Source organism: Rhodoferax sp. P1_F3, from assembly GCF_056405715.1.
Window position 1 is genome coordinate 477,880 of sequence record NZ_JBFUBO010000002.1, and the last position, 19,182, is coordinate 497,061.

General features: G+C 63.4%; 25 protein-coding genes. 9 read left to right on the forward strand and 16 right to left on the reverse strand.

Annotation, left to right across the window (positions count from 1 at the left end; genetic code table 11):
• Positions 1 to 12: 12 nt before the first annotated feature.
• Positions 13 to 1,824: a bifunctional alpha/beta hydrolase/class I SAM-dependent methyltransferase gene (locus tag AC1DZ5_RS04910; RefSeq protein ID WP_477886648.1), complete on the forward strand. Its 1,812-nt coding sequence runs from the start codon at positions 13 to 15 to the stop codon at positions 1,822 to 1,824.
• A gap of 10 nt (positions 1,825 to 1,834) precedes the next feature.
• On the opposite strand, the gene AC1DZ5_RS04915 is transcribed toward AC1DZ5_RS04910, so the two are convergent.
• A complete protein-coding gene (locus tag AC1DZ5_RS04915; protein ID WP_477886651.1) occupies positions 1,835 to 2,440 on the reverse strand; it encodes a CDP-alcohol phosphatidyltransferase family protein in 606 nt (201 codons plus the stop codon).
• An 18-nt stretch (positions 2,441 to 2,458) separates the two neighbouring features.
• Positions 2,459 to 3,673, reverse strand: a complete 1,215-nt coding sequence (locus AC1DZ5_RS04920) for a phosphatase domain-containing putative toxin (protein WP_477886653.1) — start codon at positions 3,671 to 3,673, stop codon at positions 2,459 to 2,461.
• 16 nt (positions 3,674 to 3,689) lie between these two features.
• On the opposite strand from AC1DZ5_RS04920, the gene AC1DZ5_RS04925 reads away from it, so the two are divergent.
• The 7 genes from AC1DZ5_RS04925 to AC1DZ5_RS04955 all read left to right on the forward strand — a co-directional run bounded on the left by AC1DZ5_RS04925 (position 3,690) and on the right by AC1DZ5_RS04955 (position 7,019).
• Entirely contained in the window at positions 3,690 to 4,784 is a 1,095-nt protein-coding gene (locus tag AC1DZ5_RS04925) for a patatin-like phospholipase family protein (protein ID WP_477886655.1), read from the forward strand.
• Positions 4,781 to 5,533 (forward strand): SDR family NAD(P)-dependent oxidoreductase, encoded by a 753-nt coding sequence (locus tag AC1DZ5_RS04930; protein WP_477886657.1) that lies wholly within the window; start codon positions 4,781 to 4,783, stop codon positions 5,531 to 5,533. Before AC1DZ5_RS04925 ends, AC1DZ5_RS04930 begins: the two co-directional genes overlap by 4 nt.
• A gap of 68 nt (positions 5,534 to 5,601) precedes the next feature.
• On the forward strand, positions 5,602 to 5,814 hold the full coding sequence (locus tag AC1DZ5_RS04935; protein WP_477886659.1) for a hypothetical protein: 213 nt from the start codon (positions 5,602 to 5,604) through the stop codon (positions 5,812 to 5,814).
• Positions 5,815 to 5,833: 19 nt separating this feature from the next.
• Positions 5,834 to 6,328: an N-acetyltransferase family protein gene (locus AC1DZ5_RS04940; RefSeq protein WP_477886661.1), complete on the forward strand. Its 495-nt coding sequence runs from the start codon at positions 5,834 to 5,836 to the stop codon at positions 6,326 to 6,328.
• A 41-nt stretch (positions 6,329 to 6,369) separates the two neighbouring features.
• Positions 6,370 to 6,510, forward strand: a complete 141-nt coding sequence (locus AC1DZ5_RS04945) for a hypothetical protein (RefSeq protein ID WP_477886663.1) — start codon at positions 6,370 to 6,372, stop codon at positions 6,508 to 6,510.
• Between the two features lie 35 nt (positions 6,511 to 6,545).
• Complete coding sequence (locus AC1DZ5_RS04950; RefSeq protein ID WP_477886665.1) at positions 6,546 to 6,671, forward strand: hypothetical protein; 126 nt, start codon at positions 6,546 to 6,548, stop codon at positions 6,669 to 6,671.
• A 150-nt stretch (positions 6,672 to 6,821) separates the two neighbouring features.
• Positions 6,822 to 7,019 (forward strand): hypothetical protein, encoded by a 198-nt coding sequence (locus AC1DZ5_RS04955; RefSeq protein WP_477886667.1) that lies wholly within the window; start codon positions 6,822 to 6,824, stop codon positions 7,017 to 7,019.
• 2 nt (positions 7,020 to 7,021) lie between these two features.
• Here AC1DZ5_RS04955 and AC1DZ5_RS04960 read toward each other — a convergent pair whose 3' ends face one another.
• The 12 genes from AC1DZ5_RS04960 to nhaR form a co-directional block, all read right to left on the reverse strand.
• Positions 7,022 to 7,909: a YihY/virulence factor BrkB family protein gene (locus tag AC1DZ5_RS04960; protein ID WP_477886669.1), complete on the reverse strand. Its 888-nt coding sequence runs from the start codon at positions 7,907 to 7,909 to the stop codon at positions 7,022 to 7,024.
• A 9-nt stretch (positions 7,910 to 7,918) separates the two neighbouring features.
• Positions 7,919 to 8,362: a PRC-barrel domain-containing protein gene (locus AC1DZ5_RS04965; RefSeq protein WP_477886671.1), complete on the reverse strand. Its 444-nt coding sequence runs from the start codon at positions 8,360 to 8,362 to the stop codon at positions 7,919 to 7,921.
• Between the two features lie 72 nt (positions 8,363 to 8,434).
• Complete coding sequence (locus tag AC1DZ5_RS04970; RefSeq protein ID WP_477886673.1) at positions 8,435 to 8,623, reverse strand: hypothetical protein; 189 nt, start codon at positions 8,621 to 8,623, stop codon at positions 8,435 to 8,437.
• Positions 8,624 to 8,768: 145 nt separating this feature from the next.
• On the reverse strand, positions 8,769 to 9,863 hold the full coding sequence (locus tag AC1DZ5_RS04975; RefSeq protein WP_477886675.1) for a sulfate/molybdate ABC transporter ATP-binding protein: 1,095 nt from the start codon (positions 9,861 to 9,863) through the stop codon (positions 8,769 to 8,771).
• 24 nt (positions 9,864 to 9,887) lie between these two features.
• Positions 9,888 to 10,787: a sulfate ABC transporter permease subunit CysW gene (gene cysW, locus AC1DZ5_RS04980; RefSeq protein ID WP_477886677.1), complete on the reverse strand. Its 900-nt coding sequence runs from the start codon at positions 10,785 to 10,787 to the stop codon at positions 9,888 to 9,890.
• A gap of 2 nt (positions 10,788 to 10,789) precedes the next feature.
• Positions 10,790 to 11,614, reverse strand: a complete 825-nt coding sequence (gene cysT / locus AC1DZ5_RS04985; protein ID WP_477886679.1) for a sulfate ABC transporter permease subunit CysT — start codon at positions 11,612 to 11,614, stop codon at positions 10,790 to 10,792.
• The gene (locus AC1DZ5_RS04990) at positions 11,615 to 12,619 is read right to left on the reverse strand and encodes a sulfate ABC transporter substrate-binding protein (protein ID WP_477886681.1); all 1,005 of its coding nucleotides are present in this window, start codon (positions 12,617 to 12,619) and stop codon (positions 11,615 to 11,617) included.
• Between the two features lie 121 nt (positions 12,620 to 12,740).
• Positions 12,741 to 13,562: a MipA/OmpV family protein gene (locus tag AC1DZ5_RS04995; RefSeq protein WP_477886683.1), complete on the reverse strand. Its 822-nt coding sequence runs from the start codon at positions 13,560 to 13,562 to the stop codon at positions 12,741 to 12,743.
• On the reverse strand, positions 13,562 to 14,032 hold the full coding sequence (locus AC1DZ5_RS05000) for a hypothetical protein (protein WP_477886685.1): 471 nt from the start codon (positions 14,030 to 14,032) through the stop codon (positions 13,562 to 13,564). Before AC1DZ5_RS05000 ends, AC1DZ5_RS04995 begins: the two co-directional genes overlap by 1 nt.
• A 12-nt stretch (positions 14,033 to 14,044) precedes the next feature.
• Complete coding sequence (locus AC1DZ5_RS05005; protein WP_477886687.1) at positions 14,045 to 14,608, reverse strand: DUF6036 family nucleotidyltransferase; 564 nt, start codon at positions 14,606 to 14,608, stop codon at positions 14,045 to 14,047.
• Positions 14,605 to 15,120: a helix-turn-helix domain-containing protein gene (locus AC1DZ5_RS05010; RefSeq protein ID WP_477886689.1), complete on the reverse strand. Its 516-nt coding sequence runs from the start codon at positions 15,118 to 15,120 to the stop codon at positions 14,605 to 14,607. The genes AC1DZ5_RS05005 and AC1DZ5_RS05010 overlap by 4 nt, the downstream gene beginning before the upstream one ends.
• 52 nt (positions 15,121 to 15,172) lie before the next feature.
• The gene (gene nhaR / locus AC1DZ5_RS05015; protein ID WP_477886691.1) at positions 15,173 to 16,066 is read right to left on the reverse strand and encodes a transcriptional activator NhaR; all 894 of its coding nucleotides are present in this window, start codon (positions 16,064 to 16,066) and stop codon (positions 15,173 to 15,175) included.
• 135 nt (positions 16,067 to 16,201) lie between these two features.
• On the opposite strand from nhaR, the gene AC1DZ5_RS05020 reads away from it, so the two are divergent.
• Complete coding sequence (locus AC1DZ5_RS05020; protein ID WP_477886693.1) at positions 16,202 to 16,723, forward strand: Rrf2 family transcriptional regulator; 522 nt, start codon at positions 16,202 to 16,204, stop codon at positions 16,721 to 16,723.
• A gap of 51 nt (positions 16,724 to 16,774) precedes the next feature.
• Here AC1DZ5_RS05020 and AC1DZ5_RS05025 read toward each other — a convergent pair whose 3' ends face one another.
• Positions 16,775 to 17,335 carry an RBBP9/YdeN family alpha/beta hydrolase gene (locus AC1DZ5_RS05025; RefSeq protein ID WP_477886695.1) on the reverse strand — a complete coding sequence of 187 codons (561 nt, stop codon included), beginning with the start codon at positions 17,333 to 17,335 and terminating at the stop codon, positions 16,775 to 16,777.
• Between the two features lie 104 nt (positions 17,336 to 17,439).
• Positions 17,440 to 19,182, reverse strand: a complete 1,743-nt coding sequence (locus AC1DZ5_RS05030; protein ID WP_477886698.1) for a SulP family inorganic anion transporter — start codon at positions 19,180 to 19,182, stop codon at positions 17,440 to 17,442.

Here is a 19,182-nt window from a genome sequence, read left to right on the forward strand (position 1 = left end):
CTCAGGAACTCCATGACGAATGCAACGCCTTCTACCGGCTGGACGTGTAGCGAAGCCGGGTTTGACACCCAAGACCAGACCCGGCTTTTCTACCGCGCATGGCAACCACAGCAGCCACGCGTGCAGGCAGAGGGTGGCCCCCGGGCGCTGATCTTTCTGCACCGCGGGCATGAGCATTCGGGCCGCATCCAGGCGCTGGTGGAGCAACTGGGCTGCACGCAGGACTGGGCCTTTGCCTGGGACGCACGAGGCCACGGGCATTCGCCCGGCGAACGGGGTGACGCGCCCGGCTTTGAGACCCTGGTGCAGGACTTTGACGACTTTGTGCGCCATGTGCAGGCTCGCCATGGCATTGCGCCGCACAACACGCTGGTGGTGGCCAACAGCGTGGGTGCGGTGGTGGCAGCCACCTGGCTGCACGACTACGCACCGGGTGTGCGCGGGGTGGTGATGGCGGCTGCGGCCTTTGACATCAACCTCTATGTACCGCTGGCCAAGCCGGCATTGCGCCTGGCCATGGGTTTCAAGAAGGACCTGTTTGTGACCAGCTACATCCGCGCTTCCATGCTCACGCACTCCAAGGAGCAGGCGCTGGCCTATGACGCGGACCCCCTCATCACCAAAAACATTTCGGCCCGCGTGTTGCTGGACCTGGCCGACACTGCGCAGCGCGTAGTGCACGACGCCAGCGCCATTGACACGCCCATCCTGATGCTGGTGGCCGACCAGGACTATGTGGTCAAGCAGGCGCCGCAAAAACTGTTCTTTGAACGGCTGTCCTCCAGCCTCAAGCGCATGGTGGTGCTCAAGGACTGCCGCCACGCCATCTTTTACGAGAGCGATGCAGTGCGCAACCAAGCCGTGCAGGAAGCGCGCACCTTTGTGGACGCCTGTTTTGCGCAGGCTCCGTTGGCCGCCGCACGCCACCACGCGGCTGATACCCAGAGTGCCAGTGCGCGCCAGTACCAGGCGCTGCTGCGCGACGAGATCGGCCCCTGGCCGCTGCGTGCGTTCTATGCCGTGCAGCGGCTGCTGCTGGGTACCCTGGGGCGGCTCAGCAAGGGCATGCGCATTGGGCTGGAGCACGGGTTTGATTCGGGGGCCTCGCTCGACTATGTGTATGGCAACCAACCCCAGGGCGACTGGGGCGTGGGCAAGGTGGTGGATGGCGGCTACCTGGGCGCCATTGGCTGGCGCGGCATTCGTTTGCGCCGCTGGCAGATGCAGGAGGCGCTGGCACAACGGATCGCCCAGCACCCTGTTGGCACGCCGCTGCGCATCCTGGACATTGCCGCGGGCGGTGGCCGCTATGTGCTGGAGACGGTGAAACGGTTTCAGGACCGCGATATTCACGTCACTCTGCGCGACTTTGCCCAGCACAACCTGCAGCAAGCCCAGCGTTTGGCCGATCAATTGCAGTTGAAACACGCCCCCGAATTGCAGCTGCGTGACGCCTTTGCAGATGCCAGCTATGACGACGGTGCTGCGCCCTATGACATCGTCATCGTGTCAGGCCTGTACGAGCTGTTCAACGACAACGCGGCCGTGCTGCGCTCCCTGCGCGGTGTGGCCCGCCAGCTCAAGCCCGGTGGCCATCTGATCTACACCGGGCAGCCTTGGCACCCCCAGTTGGTGCTCATTGCCAAGACGCTGAACAACCACCTGGGCCGGCCCTGGACCATGCGGCCGCGGCCGCAGGCCGAGATGGATGCGCTGGTGGCCAGTGCGGGTTGTCGCAAGGTGGCCACGCAGATTGGGCTGGAGGGGATCTTTACGGTGTCCGTGGCGCGCAAAGAGGCGGAGCCGCCAAGCATTCCGGCTTGAGGCGAGCGGTTCAGTTCCCTGCGCTTACTGCCGCGCGCAGGCGGTTGCGCAGGGTCCAGCCCAGCAGCGCCAGCACCACCACCAGCACGCTGTGGGTCCACGCAGGCGTGGCCGCGCAGCCCACCATCAGCCCCAGCAGGCCAAAGGCGACTGCGCGGTCGCTTTTGCCCATGGGTCCGTCAAAGCGGCGCTGTGCGCCAGCCGCCAGGGCGGCCAAGCCTGTGAATTCGACCCAGGACGCCACGATCACCACCACCACCGCCAGCCCTGCGTGGACGCCGGGCGCCAGTGCAAAAGGCAGGTAGAGCGCCGCGTCGGAGACCTGGTCGCACAGCTCGTTGAGCACAGCGCCCAGCCGGGTTTTCTGGCCCGTGGCATTGGCCAGCATGCCATCCAGCGCATTCAGCGCCATGCGCACCAGCAGCACCAACGGCAAGCCAACCCACAGCGCGGGGTTGCCGGGGTATAGCGCCAGCGCGGTGCCGTACAGCAGCATCAGCCCTGTGGTGGCCAGTGTGAGCTGGTTGGGGCTGATGCCCCAGCGCGCCAGGCGTTGCAACAGGGGCTGCAGCAGTTGTTGAAAACGGGGTTTGAGCTGGTAGACGGAAAAGCGCATGGGCGGAGTGTGGAGTGGTCAGTGGAGGGCGCCCGTTTGCGGGTGCCGGGCCAAATACGCGTGGGCCAGGCGCCGGCTGCGGCTATAGCCCATGGCGCAATGCACGTAGATAGGGTGCCCGGACTGTAGCGCGTCGTGCACCAGGGCCAGCACACGTTCCACATCGGTGTTGCCAGGCGGCGCCAGGTCCAGCAAAGGCACATGGTGGTAGCGCCGTGTGCGCAGCAACGGTGTTTCGCTGAGCTCGTTGCCCAGGTCTAGCACCGTGCAGTCCGCAGGCAGCAGGCGTGCTTGCGCGGTCGTCAGACGCCGCCCCACCCACAGACCTGGGGCCACTTGGGCAAAGGGTGGGCGTTTACGCTCCCGCCATTGCACGCACAGCCAGGTTAGCCGGTAGCCCAGCAGGTAGGGGGCATAGAGCAGCCAGGCCCACCAGGCAAAGCGACCCCGAGTCTTGTGCAGAAAATGTGCGTCGCCCATGGCATAGGCCCGCGCCACCAGCAGCAGGCTTGCCGCGCCATACGCGGTAAGCCACCAGGGCCACCACGCAAGGCCCAGCACCACCACCACGCCAGCACCCAGTGCGTAGTACAGGGCCACCCAGGGTTCGTGCCGCCGGGGCTGCACTACCCGCGTGCAGGCCCAACCCAGCAGGCCCCCGGCCAACACATCCAGCGCGTGGTGCTGGTAGGTGAACAGCGTGGCCACCGCAACCAGGCTCAGTGTCAACAGCAGCGCGATGCGGGCGGCACGGCTTGCACAGCAGGGCCGCAATGCACACCAGAAAATAAGGCAATAGGCCACATGCAGCGAAGGCAGTTGGTTGTAAGGCTGGTCCACCACACCCAGTGCCGCGTACCAGGGCGCCCACAGAGAAGGCGCCACCCCAGGGCGGACAAAGCTGAAGTGCAGCGGATACAGCACAAACACCAGGCAGGCCAGCACCGTGGCCAATAGCAGGCGCTGGCTCAGCACGCGCAGCGCATCCATGGAGTCCACCGCCCAGAAGCTGGCGACAAAGAATACGCCCGACAGCATGTAGGGCAGCACCATCCAGGGCACAAAGGCCAGGTGCGTGTCCAGCGCGATGGCCACGGTGCGATGGATGTCCAGGCGTTGTGCCAGCAGATTGGCGCTGGTGTAGCACAGGCCAAAGACTGCGGCATTGAGCAGCAGGTGGCGCAGGCGTTGCTGCCAGGTGGCGCGTGTTGCGGTCAAGAGCGGCGTAGGCATGTGCTATGTTGAAGCCATGACACAAGCGCAGAAATACCAACGTTGCATGGTGATGGCCGGCGGAGGTTTTCGGTATGGCATTTACCTGGGCATGTACGCCGCCGCGTGTGAGGTGGGCCAGCAGCCCGATGTGGTGCTGGCGAGTTGTGGTGCTTCGATTGCGGCGGCACTGATCCACAGTGTGCCAGACGATGCCGAGCGCCGGGCTTGGCTGGCGTCGCCGGAGATGTACCAGTTTTGGCGCAGTTTCCGACCCGCAGCCCGTGCCACGCTGCCACGTACGTTGGGAGGTGTGGCCCGTCGTGCGTTGCGCCGCGCAGCGGCACCTACCGTGCCCGATCTCTTCGGTGACTATTTGTTCGTTCCGCCCGCAGAGCTGCCCACCTTCCCGGTGCCATCGCGCCATGGAGGAACCGATATCGCCATCGTCGGCAGCCGTCTCTTGTTCACGGAAGAAGAGGTGGGCCAGCGGCGCGGTTCGCGCAAACTGCTGGAGGAGACGGTGTTTTGCGCGCCACGCACCGCAGAGCTGTTGCAAGGGGCGCCGTCTCCTTTTGACAGCTTGCAGTGGGGTAACACGGTGGTTGCGCCCACAGTGGCCACCGATATCGGCATGCCCCTGAGCGAAGCGGTGCGCATCTCGGTGTCCGACATGTTTTATTTTCCCGCCCATCGGCACGGCTCGGCGTACTACACGGGTGGGGTGGTGGACCTGTTTCCCATCGAGCTGGCGCAGTGTCTGGCGCATGAGGTGGTCATGGAGTTCAAGTCTGAGTTTGAGCAGCTCACCTCGGCCCCCGCATGGCGGGCTGTGCTGGGCATCGATGCCAACCAGCGCCTGCGCCACGTGCATGCGCAGCAGGCCAGCGTGTGGATCGACACGTCCGACATCAGCCAAGCGCTGGCCAGGCAGACCTTGCAGAAGAAGATTGCTTGGCGCAAGAACCGCGTGGACCTGCTGCCGCCCGTCAGCCATGCCGTGTTTGCCCAGCACATGCAAGACCAGTGGGACTACGGCTATCAGCGGGGCCTGGAAGCATTTGCCCGTGTGCCGCGCGGTGCGCAGACGGGCATGCGCAACATCAATCGCTACAACCGGGGGCACCGATGAAGGTCATGGTCATTGGCGGCACCAGCGGCATCGGCTTGGCGCTGGCCCGGCATTATCTGGAGCAGGGTGACGAGGTTGCCGTGTGCGGCCGTGACACCGGTCGCCTGCAAGGCACGGCGGTGGACGGCCTCCCACGGTTGCAGGCCTATGCCCTGGACATTGCGGATCGATCTGCATTGGCCGCTGCCATGGGGGCGTTTGCCCCGGACCGTCTGGACCTGCTCATCGTCACCGCCGGCCTGTACTTCAACACGCGCACCCATCCGATGGACGCCACCACCACTCTGCGCCTGCTGCAAACCAATGTGAGCGGCCTGAGCCACGCCTTTGAATTGGCCGCAGCGCAGATGCTGGCGCAACGCAGCGGTCACCTGGTGGCGGTGTCGTCGGTGGCCGGTTTGCTCAAAGACTATCCCGGTGCATCGGTCTACAGCGCCAGCAAGCGCACGGTGCTGAGCGTGTGCCAGACCTACCGCATGGCACTGGCACCGTTCTCGATTGCCGTGACCGCCGTGGTGCCGGGCTATATGGACACCGCCAAACTGCGTGCCCTGAACGGCGGCGATGCCAGCCACAAGCCCTTTTTGTGGTCCGAGGAACAGGCAGTGGCGCGCATCGTACAAGCCATCGACCGCAAAGACGCCGTCACCGTGTTCCCCTGGCAAATGCGCTGGGCCATTGCGGTACTCAACCGCTTACCGCTCTGGCCGCTGCTGCGGCGAGTTTTGCCTAAAGCAAGAGCCAAATAGGCCTCTAGCCCACGTAGAATATGCGCGAGTAGCTCCTAATTCAGGAGCATTCTGAGGCACAACACTCCATGAACTGGCTTGACTTCTTGCTCGGCCGGCGCAAGCCACCCACCGCCGAACAACGCGCCCAGGCCCTCATCAAGGCCGTGGATGCCGGAGGCCTGCCGCTCAACGCTGCCATCGTCAACGACATCGCCCGCCAACTGGGGCTGGAGGTGTCCAGCCACGCGCGGATGGAGGAGACGATTGAGCGGATTCGGGCAGCGCTGGGGCGCGTTTAACTCTCACACACAGGTACCCATGCAAGTCAATTTAGTTTCTCAGCCTCAGCACGAATCGCTCATCGCGCTACTGTGCGAGCTACACGCCTACTACAACGACGGTGCCTCCGTGGCGCCGGACACCGTGCGTGCCCATCTCATCAACAATCTCCTGGGCCCGGATTCGCCCCTTCGCTTGGTCGTGGCCTGCGATGGAGCCGGACAGGTATTCGGTTTTGCCGCCATCTCATTGACCTACTCGCTGGTCGAGCCTACGCCTGAGCAGAACCGACATTGCCAGTTGAAAGAGCTGTATGTTCGGTCGTCGCAGAGAAGCAACGGCGTTGGCAAGGCCCTCATGTCTTGGGTTGCGCGCTATGCCGTGGATAACGGTTGCAGTCGCATGGATTGGCCGGTCAAGGCAAGCAATGCCAAAGGCATTGCTTTCTACCAAGGGCTTGGGGCACAGCAGGTCATCGAGAGGCTGAGCTTCAGGTTGTCAGAACCAGGTCTTGGCGCCTTGGCAAGCAGTTAGAGAAGGCGCGTGTGCAGCGCCATGCTTTACCATCGCACCCCATGAAAACCACCTACATTTTTGGCGCCATCCTCGCTTGCAGCATCGCAGGCACCTTGATCGGCGCGCGCGCCACCAAAACGGTCTTGTTGGTCGTCAGCGGTGTGCTTTCGGCCTACGGCCTGTTCCGCATTCTGGGCTGATCTTTACGACGTCGGGCACACACCAGAAACGCCCCTTGCGCACACTGCTGTTGGCACGCCACTCCAAGCTGGTGGAGCGGCTGGAAGGCATGGACGCCGACGAGAGAAAAGCTCTGCGCCAGAGCCTGAAAGAACGCGGACACCGATCGACCGAAAAGTAGAGATACCGGCGCTGGCACCCATGCGCCAGCTTGGCAAGATCACCCAAGTTCCCCAGTGGGATATGGCGGCTCCTACCCAACACGGTACGGATTTGCTGGGACAATCAGCACTGTCTGAAAACATCTTTTTGTGAGTGGTTAGGTACAACGATGTACAGGGTAGTAACGAAGGCCATGCGCCAGTTCAAGGGAACGTGGCAACAGGTCATAGACACCGGGCCATGGCATCCCGTTGAAGATCGCGCGCTGCAATGGGCGAACTACTTGTCTTCCACGGGTCTCTACGACATCGTGGAGATCGAATCCAATCTGCGTGATTCGGCCGACAGCCGCCGCTACCGGGTTTAGCGCTAGCCGCCGTCCCGTCGGGACCCGTAGGTGTTGGCATAGGTCCAGGTGAATTCCGCGCCGATGAGAAAAATCTGCGCCGAGTAATACACCCACAGCAAAATCATTACCAGCGAACCCGCAGCGCCAAAGCCGCTGACGATGCCACTGCGCCCGATGTAGAGGCCGATCAGGTACTTGCCGAAGCTGAACAGCAGGGCGGTGAAGATGGCACCAATCCAAACGTCGGCCCATTCCACACGGGCCCGCGGCATGACCTTGTAGATCAGCGCAAACAGAACCGATACCAGGGCGAACGCGCCGATGGCGTTGGTGATGGCGGCCAGTGCATACCAACCGCCGAAGACTGGCTCGGCCCAGCGCCCCAGGGTGGCTAGTGCGGCGCTGAAGACCAGCGACACGGTCAACAAAAATCCGATGGCCAAAATCATGCCGAACGACAGCAGCCTGGCGCGCACCAGCGAGAGCCAGCCACTGGCACGCTGCCGCAGCGGAACACGCCAGATGCGGTCCAGCGCGTCCTGCAGTTCGGCAAACACGGTGGTTGCACCGAGAAACAGTAGTACCACGCCCAGCGCTGTCGCTAGGGAGCCTTCTGCGGGGCGGCGCACACTGGCCAACAGGTCTTCCACGGCCTTGGCACCACCGTCGCCCATCAAGGCACGCAGTTGTGATGCGATCTCGCCGCGGGCCGCGTCCTCGCCAAACAGCAACCCTGCCACCGCGATGACGATGAGCATCAGCGGTGCCAGGGAAAACAAGGTGTAGTAGGCGAGGGCGGCGCCCATACTGGGCGCGTAGTCGCCCAACCACGATCTGGTGGTTTGCACCAGCAAGCCCCATGCGGCGGCAAACGTCAGCAGGGGAGGTGTAGAGGTACGAGCCCCCATACGCCCAGGCTAGTGGTTCAGGCCGTCCGAGTAGGGCGTGGTGCCGTAGTAGGTGTGCAGGCTGTTGGTCCAGGTGGTGTCCGCCATGTCAGGCCAATGGTCCTTATCAAAGCCTGGTGCGTTCTCCAGTTTTTCCTTGGCCACGTCCAGCGTGAAGCGCTTGTTGGTGGTGTCCAGCTTCAGGGCTTCCCATGGCACGGCAAACAGTTTGTCGCCCAGGCCCAGGAATCCGCCAAAGGCCAGCACGGCGTAGGCCACGCGTCCGGTGTGCATGTTCAGCAGGATTTCCTTGACGTCGCCCAGGTCGTCGCCAGCGGGGTTGTACACATCGTTGCCGATCAGGGTGTCTGCACCCATGAGACCAGGGCCCGGGCCATGGTCAAAGCCTTGGGGTAGGTTGCCGTGTTGGGGGCTCTTGTAGATGCCGTAGGTATCTCGGTCGAGGTAGTTCATATGCGTCCGATCTGTGGAATGGTTGCGGTCCTGCCCCGGCTTGCGCTGGGGCACCTGAGGAAGGCGGGGCACTTACTTGTGTTGTGCGTTGCCGTTGCGGTGCTGCGCGTTTTGGTCGGTCGACTTGTGGTCGCCCGAGCCTTGCAGCTTGCCGCCGTCCTTCTGGCTTTTGCCGATCTGCTCCACATTGGAGCCTGCTTGCTGGTGCTGCGGCTGTGGCTTGCTCTTAGGGGTGCTACTGGAGGTCTTGCTCTGTGTCATGGTGAGTTCCTTGGAGAGTAGGTTGCAGTTGTGTGAACGCCCTGCGCGCCCACAACCACATCCTAAAAATCCAACCACCATCACTCTGTGCGGTAGCCTACGCTCGGATGTAACGCTTTGCTACCCGGGGTTGTGAATCCGCCCCTTAGGGCGACACAAACACCCGCGCCTTGCGCGGTGTGAGTACTACCACTTCGCCGTCCTTCAACGCCAGCGCTGCGAACTCTTGTGCGCCAATCTGGGCCTCGATGATGTCGCCGCTGCCCGCCGCACTGCTGTCTTGCGGCAGCAGTTCCAGGCGTGCAATAGGCCCCACCACAATGGCACGCACCAGCTTGGCGGCGATGCCGTTCTGGCCCGTACCTGCGGCGTAGCGTTGCACGTCCAGGTCGTGCGGGCGCACATAGGCAAAGGCCTTGGCGTCTTGCGCCTGCGCATGCTCTGGCGTGGCCAGGCGCACACCGTGCTTCGCTTCGCCAATCAGCATTTCGCCTTCATGGGCGCGGCCATGGAACAGGTTCACATCGCCCAAAAAGCCGTACACAAAGGGGCTGGCGGGGTGGTCCCACACCTGCTGGGGCGAACCGATCTGCTCGATGTTGCCGCTGTTCATCAGCACCACGCGATCGGCCACTTCCAGGGCTTCTTCCTGGTCGTGCGTCACAAAAATGCTGGTCACGTGCAGGTCATCGTGCAGGCGGCGCAACCAGCGGCGCAGTTCCTTGCGCACCTTGGCGTCCAGCGCGCCAAAGGGTTCGTCCAGCAGCAGCACCTTGGGCTCCACCGCCAGGGCGCGGGCCAGCGCAATGCGCTGGCGCTGTCCACCCGACAGTTGCGCGGGGTAGCGGTCCGACAACCAATCCAGTTGAACCAGGCCGAGCAGTTCATGCACCTTTTGCTTGATGACGGCCTCTGACGGGCGCGTTGCGCGCGGCTTCATGCGCAGACCAAAGGCCACATTGTCAAACACGGTCATGTGGCGGAACAGCGCGTAGTGCTGGAACACAAAGCCCACGTTGCGCTCGCGCACGTCCACGTCGGTGGTGTCTTCGCCGCTGAACAGAATGTTGCCCCGGTCGGCCGTTTCCAGCCCGGCGATGATGCGCAACAGAGTGGTCTTGCCGCAGCCCGAGGGGCCAAGCAGGGCGACAAGTTCGCCGGACTCGATGTCCAGGCTCACATCCTTCAGGGCCTTGAAGGTCCCGAAGTCTTTGCTGACGTTGCGGATGGCAATGCTCATAATTTTTCTCGAAGGAAGGGGGGGTCAGGCCGGCATGGTGGCAATGGGGCGTTCAGGGGGCAACTCGGCGGCGGCCTTCTGGTCGCGCTCAAACTGCCATTCCACAAACGACTTGATCACCAGCGTGACCAGGGCCAGCAGTGCCAGCAGGCTGGCCACGGCAAATGCGGCCACCGATTGGTACTCGTTGTACAAAATTTCGACGTGCAGTGGCATGGTGTTGGTCTGGCCGCGGATGTGGCCCGACACCACCGACACCGCGCCAAACTCGCCCATGGCGCGTGCGTTACACAAGATGACGCCGTAGATCAAGCCCCACTTGATGTTGGGCAGGGTCACATGCCAGAAGGTCTGCCAGCCCGTGGCGCCCAGCACCATGGCGGCCTGCTCTTCTTCGGTGCCCTGCGCCTGCATCAGCGGGATCAGCTCGCGCGCGATGAAGGGGAAGGTCACAAAGATGGTGGCCAGCACAATGCCCGGCACCGCAAACACGACCTTGATGTCATGCGCCTGCAGCCAGGGGCCAAACCAGCCATGCGCGCCAAACATCAGCACATAAATCAGACCCGCCACCACGGGTGACACCGAAAATGGCAGGTCCACCAGTGTGGTGAGGAAGGCCTTGCCACGGAACTCGTACTTGGCAATCGCCCAGGCGGCGGACACGCCAAACACCAAGTTCAGCGGCACCGCGATGGCGGCGGTGATGAGCGTGAGGCGGATGGCGCTCCAGGCGTCGGGTTCCTTGAAGGCTTCCAGGTAGGCGCCCAGGCCCTTGCGCAGGGCTTCGGTGAACACGGCCGCCAGCGGCAGCAGCAGGAACAGGAAGATGAAGGCAAGTGCGGTGCCGATCAGCGTCCACTTCACCCAGGTGGGTTCGGTGGTGCCGGCCTTGGCGCGGCGGATGGTGCGGGAGTTACTCATGGTCAGGCTCCCGAGCGTTTGCGCTGCCAGGCTTGCAGTGCGTTGATGACGAGCAGCAGAACGAAGGAAATGACCAGCAGCACCGTGGCCACGGCGGTGGCACCCGCGTAGTCGTACTGCTCTAGCTTGCCAATGATGATGAGTGGCGTGATTTCGGACACCATGGGCATGTTGCCGGCGATGAAGATCACTGAGCCGTACTCGCCAATCGCCCGGGCAAACGCCATGGCAAAGCCGGTGAGCAGCGCGGGGGCGATGGTGGGAAAGATCACATGGCGAAAGGTCTGCCAGCGCGTGGCGCCCAGGCAGGTGGCGGCTTCTTCCAGCTCTTTCTCGGCGTCTTCCAGCACGGGCTGCACGGTGCGCACCACAAAGGGCAGGCCGATGAAGATGAGCGCGATCACCACGCCGTTGCGGTTGAACGCGAGCTGGATGCCATAGGGCTCCAGCAAGCTGCCCACCCAGCCATTGCTGGCCAGCAGCGCGGTGAGCGAAATGCCAGCCACGGCGGTGGGCAGCGCAAAGGGCAGGTCCACCAGCGCGTCAATGATCTTCTTGCCCGGAAAGGTGTAGCGCACCAGCACCCAGGCCACCAGCAGGCCAGCCACGGCGTTGACCAGCGCCGCGATGAACGCGGCGCCAAAGGTCAGCCGGTACGAGGCCATCACGCGGGGGCTGCCCACCGCGGTGATGAACTGGTCCCAGGTGAGGGTGAAGGTCTTGAAGAGCAGTGCCGACAGGGGGATCAGCACAATCACGCAGAGGTAGAACAGCGTGAAACCCAGCGTGATGTTGAATCCGGGCAGTACCTTTTTCGCAGCACGCATTTACTTGACGGTGTAGAGCTTGTCGAACTGGCCGCCGTCGTTGAAGTGCACTTTCTGTGCTTCTGCAAACGAACCAAAGTAGTCCTCCACGCGGAACAGGCTGATGGGCTTGAACACGTTGCTGTACTTCTTCAGGATCGCCTGGTTGGTCGGGCGAATGGCGTGTTTGGCGGCAATTTCCTGGCCTTCTTCGGAATACAAGAAGTTCAGGTAGGCCTTGGCCTGCTCGGCGGTGCCCTTCTTGGCCACGGTGCGTTCCACCACCGCCACGGGGTTTTCGGCCACCATAGAGCTGCTGGGGTGCACGGCGTCCACCTTGCCTGCGCCAAATTCGTTGTCCACGCTCACCACTTCCGATTCAAACGTGATCAGCACATCGCCAATATTGCGTTGCAAAAAGATCGTGGTCGCATCGCGGCCGCCCTTGGCCAGCACAGGCACGTTTTTGTACAGCTTGCTCACGTAGTCCAGAGCCTGGGCGTCAGTGCCGCCCTTTTTGCGCACCTGGCCCCAGGCGGCCAGATAAGCCAGGCGGCCGTTGCCACCGGTCTTGGGGTTCACCACCACGACCTGCACGCCTGGCTTGATCAGGTCGTCCCAGTCCTTGATGCCCTTGGGGTTGCCGTTGCGCACCAGAAACAGCATGGTGGAGCTGGTGGGGGACGCGTTGTTGGGGAATTTCTTGGTCCAGTCCTTGGCCACCACGCCGGTGCTGGCCAAAAAGTCCACATCGGTGCTGGTGTTGAAGGTGACCACATCGGCCTCCAGCCCATCATTCACCGCACGGGCCTGGGCGCTGGAGCCACCGTGGGCCTGGTCGATCTTGATGTCCTTGCCCGTGGTTTTCTTGTAGTTGGCAATGAAGGCGGTGTTGATGTCCTTGTAGAACTCGCGCGCCACGTCATAGGACGCATTGAGCAGCGTCGTGGTCTGGGCTGCTACCAAATTGCTAGCTGTCAGCGCAATGACGGCGATGGCTAGCGTGGCTTTTTGCTTGAAATTCATGAAGGACCTCACAAAGGGAATGTGCAACAAAATGTGCAGAACTGCGATTCTGGGGAAGCGGCGATAAAACCACAACGAATAGTTCGTTGTTTGTATATGCGGCAATCAGTCTAAGCAAGACTTAGTTGGCGACTTTGGCAGTGGAACGGCCCAGTGTCCATAGCAGGCCCAGCCCGGCCGAAGTGCCGTTGGACTGCTGGTACAGCGGGCTCGCGGTGTTGGCCGAGCCGGCATAGCTCTCCATCCGCACGTAGGCAAACACCCGCACGTCGGGGCCCAGGTTGCGCGAGGCGTTGAACGTCAGCCGCGTGGCGATCAGCCCCGCCTGTGCCGTGTAGGTCGGGCGCTGGGCCGTGGCCAGGTCGGAGGGCACGCCGTAAAAGTACTGGTTGAGCCGGCTGTCGCCCAGCACCAGGCTGGCGCTAGTGGAGAAGCGCCAGTTGCCGTTGCGTACGTCGTAGCTCAGTTCCGGCTCCATCGCAAAGCCCTGGTTGTGCACGCCGCCGTTGATCTCCAGCACCATGCGCAGCGGCAATTCGTAACGCAACTGACTGTCGGGGGTGGGGCGTGCCAGCGTGCCCTTGAGCCGCGGCCCGAACTCGATCAGCGTGCCCAGGTCCGGCATGCCCTGGCGGGCCGGGATGTCTTGTGAACTGGCGGGCAGCGAGGCGGCAAAGCCCACGTCCAGCTCTGTGTTGTCGGTGTGCAGCAGGCGCGCGCCCACGCCGCCCCGGTCGGAGCGGAACACCTCGCCGCGGTAAATCAGGGTGGGCAGCACCAGCGCGCGCGTGCTGCGCTCGCTGGACGCCGGGTAGGCCGGTGCGGAGAAGCCCCCGGCAAACATGCCTACCTCCCACAGGGGCAGGCCTTGCTCCTGTTCTTGCGCCTGGGCAGCCAACGCCATGCAGCTGCCCAGCAAGGCCCATACCGCTCGCACGGCCATCAGGCCAGCAGCTTGACGGCGGCAATCGCTAGCCAGCCCAGGCAGAAGTTGGTGATCACCAACCCATGGATTTGGGCTGCGGCCTTGGCCGCCACCGGCCATTCACCCGCCGCTACGGCGCGTTGGTATTTCTTGAAGCCGGCAAAGTAAATGTGCCCAAAGATCAGGAACATCAGCACGCCCACACCAGCCATGATGTCCCACCCCAGCGGCACCACGCCCGCGCCCACGACGGACTTGGACGCGCGGAACGCGCTGGTGTACAGGTGCCCGCCCGTGGCCAGCAAACCCACGATGGCGATGCACACCGCCAGAAAGAAGCGCCGCATCACCGCCACCATGAGCCGCGCGCGCGGCTGGGCCTCCAGCGTGGCCATCGCGGCGGGGCGCAGCGCCAGCAGCATGAAAGCCATGCCCCCCATCCAGACAATGGCGCAGACGAGGTGGATGAAAACGAGGGCGTTGTACATGGAATATCTCGGTTAAGGGATGGTTTTGCCGGGGGAGCGTTGTGCTTCCAGCCAGGCACGGTCTTCGTTCAGCGACTGGTAGGCCTTGCGTTGTTCTTCGGCATCCAGAAACTGCGTCTCGCGCATTCTGTACTCGATGGTGGGCAAAGACAGTATGCCGCCGCGCAGACCTGCGCTTACCCATTCCCGGTCCTTGGGTTCGGATCGGGCCAGTTTGGAGATGGCGCAGTCATTGGGGTCCAGAAACTGCACCTTCACGCCCGATGGCAGCACCTGGTGGATCGTCCGGTTCTTCCAGCCCTCTGGCAGGGTGGGCAGCGCCGGGCTGATGGCGTCGAAATAGAAACCGTTTTCCCTGTGGAAGGCACTGTCCTCCCCAAACTTTTTTGAAAACTCTGGTGCCCGGCCCGGATCTTTGGCCGGGTAGGCATCGACCTCCATGGACATGGTCATGCGCGCAGGCCGGTTCGCGCCAGCAACGCCCAAGGCCGCCAGGCTTCCCACAATGACAAACTCATCCAGGCCGCTGTCGTCGCGTATCTGGCTCAACACCTTGTCGACGTCTTCGAGGTTCATGACGATGGCAATGCAAACGGGGTGTTTTGGCGCAAGGCCGGCCCCCATTCCTCATCCATGGCCAGGATGTTGCGTGCCAGCTCTTTGGGTTCGGCTTGCAGAATGTGCGTCCAACGTTCGATGTATACCGGGCTGCACAAATCTCTCTCTTTCCAAAGCGCCACCATCTGCAACGCTTGCAACTGCATCGCGCGTGCAGGGGCGTCGTCCAGCGCCATAAGGGCTGCAATCTTCAGGTGTTTTTCCCGCGAGGTGGCCAGTTTGGCCTGGTTCTCCAGGCGTGCCTTGCGGCGCTCCGCCAGTTCTGGCGAATCGCTACCCAAGCCCAACGCGATCCCCAGCTCCCGCGCCACCGCCAGGTAGCTGGACATTTGTGCGTCCATACCTTTTTCGATCTGGACCAGGGTGGTGCGGCTGATGCCAGCGGCTTTGGCGACCAACATTTGCGACTTCCCCTGCGCTATACGCAAGGTGCGCAGCTGCGTTCCGATCAGGTTGGGGTTGGTTGGCATGTACAGAATTCTAGTCATGTACAGAATTACGGTCAAATCAGGCGCTGGATGATCAACCAAACAACTCGCCACGCGCCGCGTTGGTGATGGCCACCACGCAGGGGTGGGTGATGCGCCGCTCTACCGACACGGCAAAGAACTCCTCCACCAGCTCGTCGGTGCGGCCAACCAGCTCTACGCCAAACTGCTCCATGATGTCCGCCTCCATGACCGAGGGCGCCATGAACACGCCGCGGCCCTGGCGGCCAAAGGCGTTCATCAGCGCGCCGTCGTCAAATTCCCCAATCGTGCGGGGGTGGATTTGATGGCGGCTCAGCCAGCCCTCCCACTGCTGGCGCACCGAAGCCTGGGCGCCCTGGATCAGCATGGGCGCGCCGTTCAGGCAGGCGGGGAAGGGGCCTTGCAGTTGCGCCTTGAGCTCAGGCGCGCAGAAAAAGCTCATGGCGGTGCTACCCAGCGGGTGGTTGAAGGCCTTCACGCTGATGCGCTTGGACATGGGCTCATCGGCAATCACCAGGTCCAGCTGGTTCAGTGCCAGCTTGGCCAGCAGGTCGGGGAACTTGCCTTCGCTGCAGATCAGCCGCACCGGCTCTTCCACCGAGAGCGCCGGCTCCAGCAGCCGGTAGGCCAGCGACTTGGTCACCGAATCGGCCACGCCCACCTTGAAATCCAGCACCTTCTGGGCACCGGTGGACTGGCGCACCGCGTTCTCCAGCTCGGCCCCCAGCGTGAAGATCTGGTCCGCATAGCCCAGCGCCAGGCGGCCATCCTCGGTCAGCTCCAGGTTGCGCCCGCTTTTCTGGAACAGTTTGCGGCCCAGCCAGTCCTCCAGCAACTTGATCTGGCCCGACAGCGTTTGCGGCGTGGTGTGCAGCTGCTCGCCCGCCCGCATCACGCCGCCAGCCTTGGCCGTGACCCAGAAATAGTGGAGATGTTTGAAGTTCATGGTGCGCCCCCGAATGAAACAAACCGAAACACTGCGAAATAATCGAAGAAAAAAATTACAAAATACGAATTTACGCGAAGCATACAGCGGCCTACAGTTCGAGTCTTCCAGTCAATTACTCAAAGGAGTAAACCTATGCGACTCAGTACCCGAGGCCGTTTTGCCATTACCGCCATGATCGACCTGGCCCTGCGCGAAAGCGGCCAACCCGTGCCGCTGCAAGACATCGCGCTGCGCCACCGCATTTCGTTGTCGTACCTGGAGCAGGTCTTTGCCAAGCTGCGCGAGCACGGCCTGGTGGAGAGCACGCGTGGCCCCGGCGGCGGCTACACCCTGGGCTTTCGCGGTGACACCATCAGCGTGGCCGACATCATTGGCGCGATTGAAGACAGTGAAGACAACGCCGCACGCCGCGAACAGGGTGAAGACATGACCAAGGAGCTGTGGGCCGCGCTGCAGTCCACCATCGTGGCGCACATGAAGACCATCACGCTGCAAAGCTTGGCGGCCGAACAGCGCGCCAAGGGCTTTCAGGTGCAGGAGCGCAAGACGACCAAGAAGGGCGTGTTGCAAAAGCTCAAGCCGCTGGCACCGGTGCGTACCAATGCGCCCAACTCGGTGTTTGCGCTGGGCCAGTCGCTGGCGCTGCGCGGCTGAACTTCAAGCCAAATGGGGCGCTGGCCCCCGTAGACACTGCGCTAGCAGCTATCAAATCGATAGTGCTTCGGTAGCGGTGGGCAGTTGAAACGGCGCGCCCAGCAGCGACTGCAGCAGCGCCAGGCCCAGCGGCCAAGGGCCAAAACCGGCTTCCACGTTGATGTGGCCGGCACCTTGCAGCCGCACAAACTCGCTGCCCCAGGCGCGCGCATAGGCGCCTGCGGTGCGTACCGGGCAAAACGGGTCGTTGCTGCTGGCCACCAGCACGCTGCGGTAGGGTAGGGGCTGGTAGGGCACCGGCGCAAAGTCCGCCAGAATGCCGCGCCGCTCGGGGTCGGCCGGCGCCACCAGCAGCGCGCCCTGGATCTTGGCTGCCACCTCGGGTGGCAAGTGGGTGGTGGCAATGCAGCCCAGGCTGTGGGCGGCAATCACCACCGGGCCGGGTGCGTCGAGGACGGTTTGCCCGATGGACGCCACCCAGGCTGTGCGCACCGGGGTAACCCAGTCGTCTTGGTGCACGCGCACCGCGCCGGGAATTTGCTCGGCCCACAGGGTTTGCCAGTGGCCGGGGCCGGAGTCGCGCCAGCCGGGAACGATGACAAGGGTGACCATGGGAGTTGCGCCAGAGCGCCAAATGCTGAACAGAGGGGCATTGTCAGAACCCCGTCTTAAAACCCAAACTACTTATTTTCCATTTACATATAGCGAATTGAACCTTAGGGACTCTGCCAATGCGGGTCGGTTTGGCGGTCAGTCGCCATAAATGCGTCGTGCACGCTCCGAAACAAACGCCCCTGCAGCCGCTGCCCGAGTGCCGTGGGCTGCAGGCGGTCCATCACCGGGCCCTTGACTTCGGCCAACTCCAGGCGGATGCCGCGTTGGCTCAGGCTCTGCTCCAGCTCGGTCAACATGGACAGGGCCGTGGCGTCTATCTGGTTCACGGCCGAGCACACGAGCAGCAGGCGCCGGATGCTGGGGTCGGCCTGCACCAGCGCCTCGATGCGTTCTTCGAGCGCCGTGGCGTTGGCAAAAAACAGGCTTTCGTCCACGCGCAGCGCCAGCAGGCCCGGCACGGTTTCTACCGCGTGGCGCTCCACGTTGCGGAAGTGCTCGGTGCCAGGCACGCGGCCCACCACGGCAATGTGCGGGTGGCTGCTGCGCCACACCAGCGCTGCCAACGACATGGCCACGCCCATCACAATACCGGCCTCCACGCCCAGCACCACGACGCCCACCGCCGTGGCCAGGAGCGACAACGCATCGGCCCGGTCGTAAGCCCAGCTGGCTTTCAGGGTGGCCACATCGACCAGCGACGTTACGGCCACCACGATGCTGGCCGCCAGCACCGCCAGCGGCAGGTAATAAAAGAGGCCGGTGAAGAAGTAAATGATGACGACCATGAAAGCTGCGGTGATGAGCGAGGCCAGCGGCGTCTGCGCGCCCGCCGCAAAGTTGATGACCGAGCGCGACAGCCCGCCGTGCACCGGATACGCGCCCGAGAGCGCCGCCGCCACATTCGCGGCGCCCAGGCCCCACAACTCGCGGTCGGGCACGATGCGCTGCTGCCGCTGCATGGCAAACGACTGCGCCACCGACACACTGCCCACAAACCCCACCAGCGAAATCAGCAGCGCGGGCAGCCACAGCTGGCCCAGCTCGGTCAGCCCCGGCAGCGACAGGCTGAGCGCGGGCAAACCGGCTGGCACCGTGCCCACCACGGCCACATTCCGGGCCACGTCCCAACCGCCCCAGGCCACCAGGCTGGTGCCCAAAGCGACGGCGGCAACGGGGGCCATGCGCGCCAGCAGGTCGGCGGCTTGGCTGGCCACGCCCAAGCGGCGCAGGCCGTTGGCCAAGTACCGTTTGCTCCAGAACAAAAACACCATGCTGCCCAGGCCCAGCGCCAGGCTGGTGAGGTTAGTTTGTGGCAGGGCGCGCCACAGGCCCTCTAGCGTGGCCCAGCTGGAGCTGTTGGGCGCGGCCACCCCCATGATGTATTTGAGCTGACCCAGCGCAATCACCACGGCAGAGCCCGACACAAAACCGCTGACCACGGGATGGCTCAAAAAGTAGGCCAGCCAGCCCAACCGTAGCGCGCCAAAGGCCAGAAACATCAGCCCCGAGATCAGCGCCAGGTGCATGGCCAGCTGCGTGTACTCAGTGGTGTTGGCGATGGCAAAGGGCTGCAGTGCGCTGGCCGTCATGAGGGCGGCAATGGCCACCGGCCCCACGGCCAGCGTCATGCTGGAGCCAACCAGCGCATAAGCCACCACAGGCAAGATGCTGGCGTACAGCCCCATCTCGGCCGGCAGGCCGGCCAAGAGTGTGTAGGCCAGGCTTTGCGGAATCACCAGTACCGCGACGATGAGCCCGGCCGACACATCGCCGCCCAACCAGGCGCGCTGGTAGTGGCGCAGCCAGTGCGGCAACCAGGCGAAGCGGGTGGCGGCGGGCGGCAT

Excerpts from the sequence above, each read along its gene's own strand:
- AC1DZ5_RS04910 (WP_477886648.1), top strand. The coding sequence starts at position 13 with ATGACGAATGCAACGCCTTCTACCGGCTGGACGTGTAGCGAAGCCGGG.
- AC1DZ5_RS04915 (WP_477886651.1), bottom strand. The coding sequence starts at position 2,440 with ATGCGCTTTTCCGTCTACCAGCTCAAACCCCGTTTTCAACAACTGCTG.
- AC1DZ5_RS04920 (WP_477886653.1), bottom strand. The coding sequence starts at position 3,673 with ATGCCTACGCCGCTCTTGACCGCAACACGCGCCACCTGGCAGCAACGC.
- AC1DZ5_RS04925 (WP_477886655.1), top strand. The coding sequence starts at position 3,690 with ATGACACAAGCGCAGAAATACCAACGTTGCATGGTGATGGCCGGCGGA.
- AC1DZ5_RS04930 (WP_477886657.1), top strand. The coding sequence starts at position 4,781 with ATGAAGGTCATGGTCATTGGCGGCACCAGCGGCATCGGCTTGGCGCTG.
- AC1DZ5_RS04935 (WP_477886659.1), top strand. The coding sequence starts at position 5,602 with ATGAACTGGCTTGACTTCTTGCTCGGCCGGCGCAAGCCACCCACCGCC.
- AC1DZ5_RS04940 (WP_477886661.1), top strand. The coding sequence starts at position 5,834 with ATGCAAGTCAATTTAGTTTCTCAGCCTCAGCACGAATCGCTCATCGCG.
- AC1DZ5_RS04945 (WP_477886663.1), top strand. The coding sequence starts at position 6,370 with ATGAAAACCACCTACATTTTTGGCGCCATCCTCGCTTGCAGCATCGCA.
- AC1DZ5_RS04955 (WP_477886667.1), top strand. The coding sequence starts at position 6,822 with ATGTACAGGGTAGTAACGAAGGCCATGCGCCAGTTCAAGGGAACGTGG.
- AC1DZ5_RS04960 (WP_477886669.1), bottom strand. The coding sequence starts at position 7,909 with ATGGGGGCTCGTACCTCTACACCTCCCCTGCTGACGTTTGCCGCCGCA.
- AC1DZ5_RS04965 (WP_477886671.1), bottom strand. The coding sequence starts at position 8,362 with ATGAACTACCTCGACCGAGATACCTACGGCATCTACAAGAGCCCCCAA.
- AC1DZ5_RS04970 (WP_477886673.1), bottom strand. The coding sequence starts at position 8,623 with ATGACACAGAGCAAGACCTCCAGTAGCACCCCTAAGAGCAAGCCACAG.
- AC1DZ5_RS04975 (WP_477886675.1), bottom strand. The coding sequence starts at position 9,863 with ATGAGCATTGCCATCCGCAACGTCAGCAAAGACTTCGGGACCTTCAAG.
- cysW (WP_477886677.1), bottom strand. The coding sequence starts at position 10,787 with ATGAGTAACTCCCGCACCATCCGCCGCGCCAAGGCCGGCACCACCGAA.
- cysT (WP_477886679.1), bottom strand. The coding sequence starts at position 11,614 with ATGCGTGCTGCGAAAAAGGTACTGCCCGGATTCAACATCACGCTGGGT.
- AC1DZ5_RS04990 (WP_477886681.1), bottom strand. The coding sequence starts at position 12,619 with ATGAATTTCAAGCAAAAAGCCACGCTAGCCATCGCCGTCATTGCGCTG.
- AC1DZ5_RS04995 (WP_477886683.1), bottom strand. The coding sequence starts at position 13,562 with ATGGCCGTGCGAGCGGTATGGGCCTTGCTGGGCAGCTGCATGGCGTTG.
- AC1DZ5_RS05000 (WP_477886685.1), bottom strand. The coding sequence starts at position 14,032 with ATGTACAACGCCCTCGTTTTCATCCACCTCGTCTGCGCCATTGTCTGG.
- AC1DZ5_RS05005 (WP_477886687.1), bottom strand. The coding sequence starts at position 14,608 with ATGAACCTCGAAGACGTCGACAAGGTGTTGAGCCAGATACGCGACGAC.
- AC1DZ5_RS05010 (WP_477886689.1), bottom strand. The coding sequence starts at position 15,120 with ATGCCAACCAACCCCAACCTGATCGGAACGCAGCTGCGCACCTTGCGT.
- nhaR (WP_477886691.1), bottom strand. The coding sequence starts at position 16,066 with ATGAACTTCAAACATCTCCACTATTTCTGGGTCACGGCCAAGGCTGGC.
- AC1DZ5_RS05020 (WP_477886693.1), top strand. The coding sequence starts at position 16,202 with ATGCGACTCAGTACCCGAGGCCGTTTTGCCATTACCGCCATGATCGAC.
- AC1DZ5_RS05025 (WP_477886695.1), bottom strand. The coding sequence starts at position 17,335 with ATGGTCACCCTTGTCATCGTTCCCGGCTGGCGCGACTCCGGCCCCGGC.
- AC1DZ5_RS05030 (WP_477886698.1), bottom strand. The coding sequence starts at position 19,182 with ATGCCGCCCGCCGCCACCCGCTTCGCCTGGTTGCCGCACTGGCTGCGC.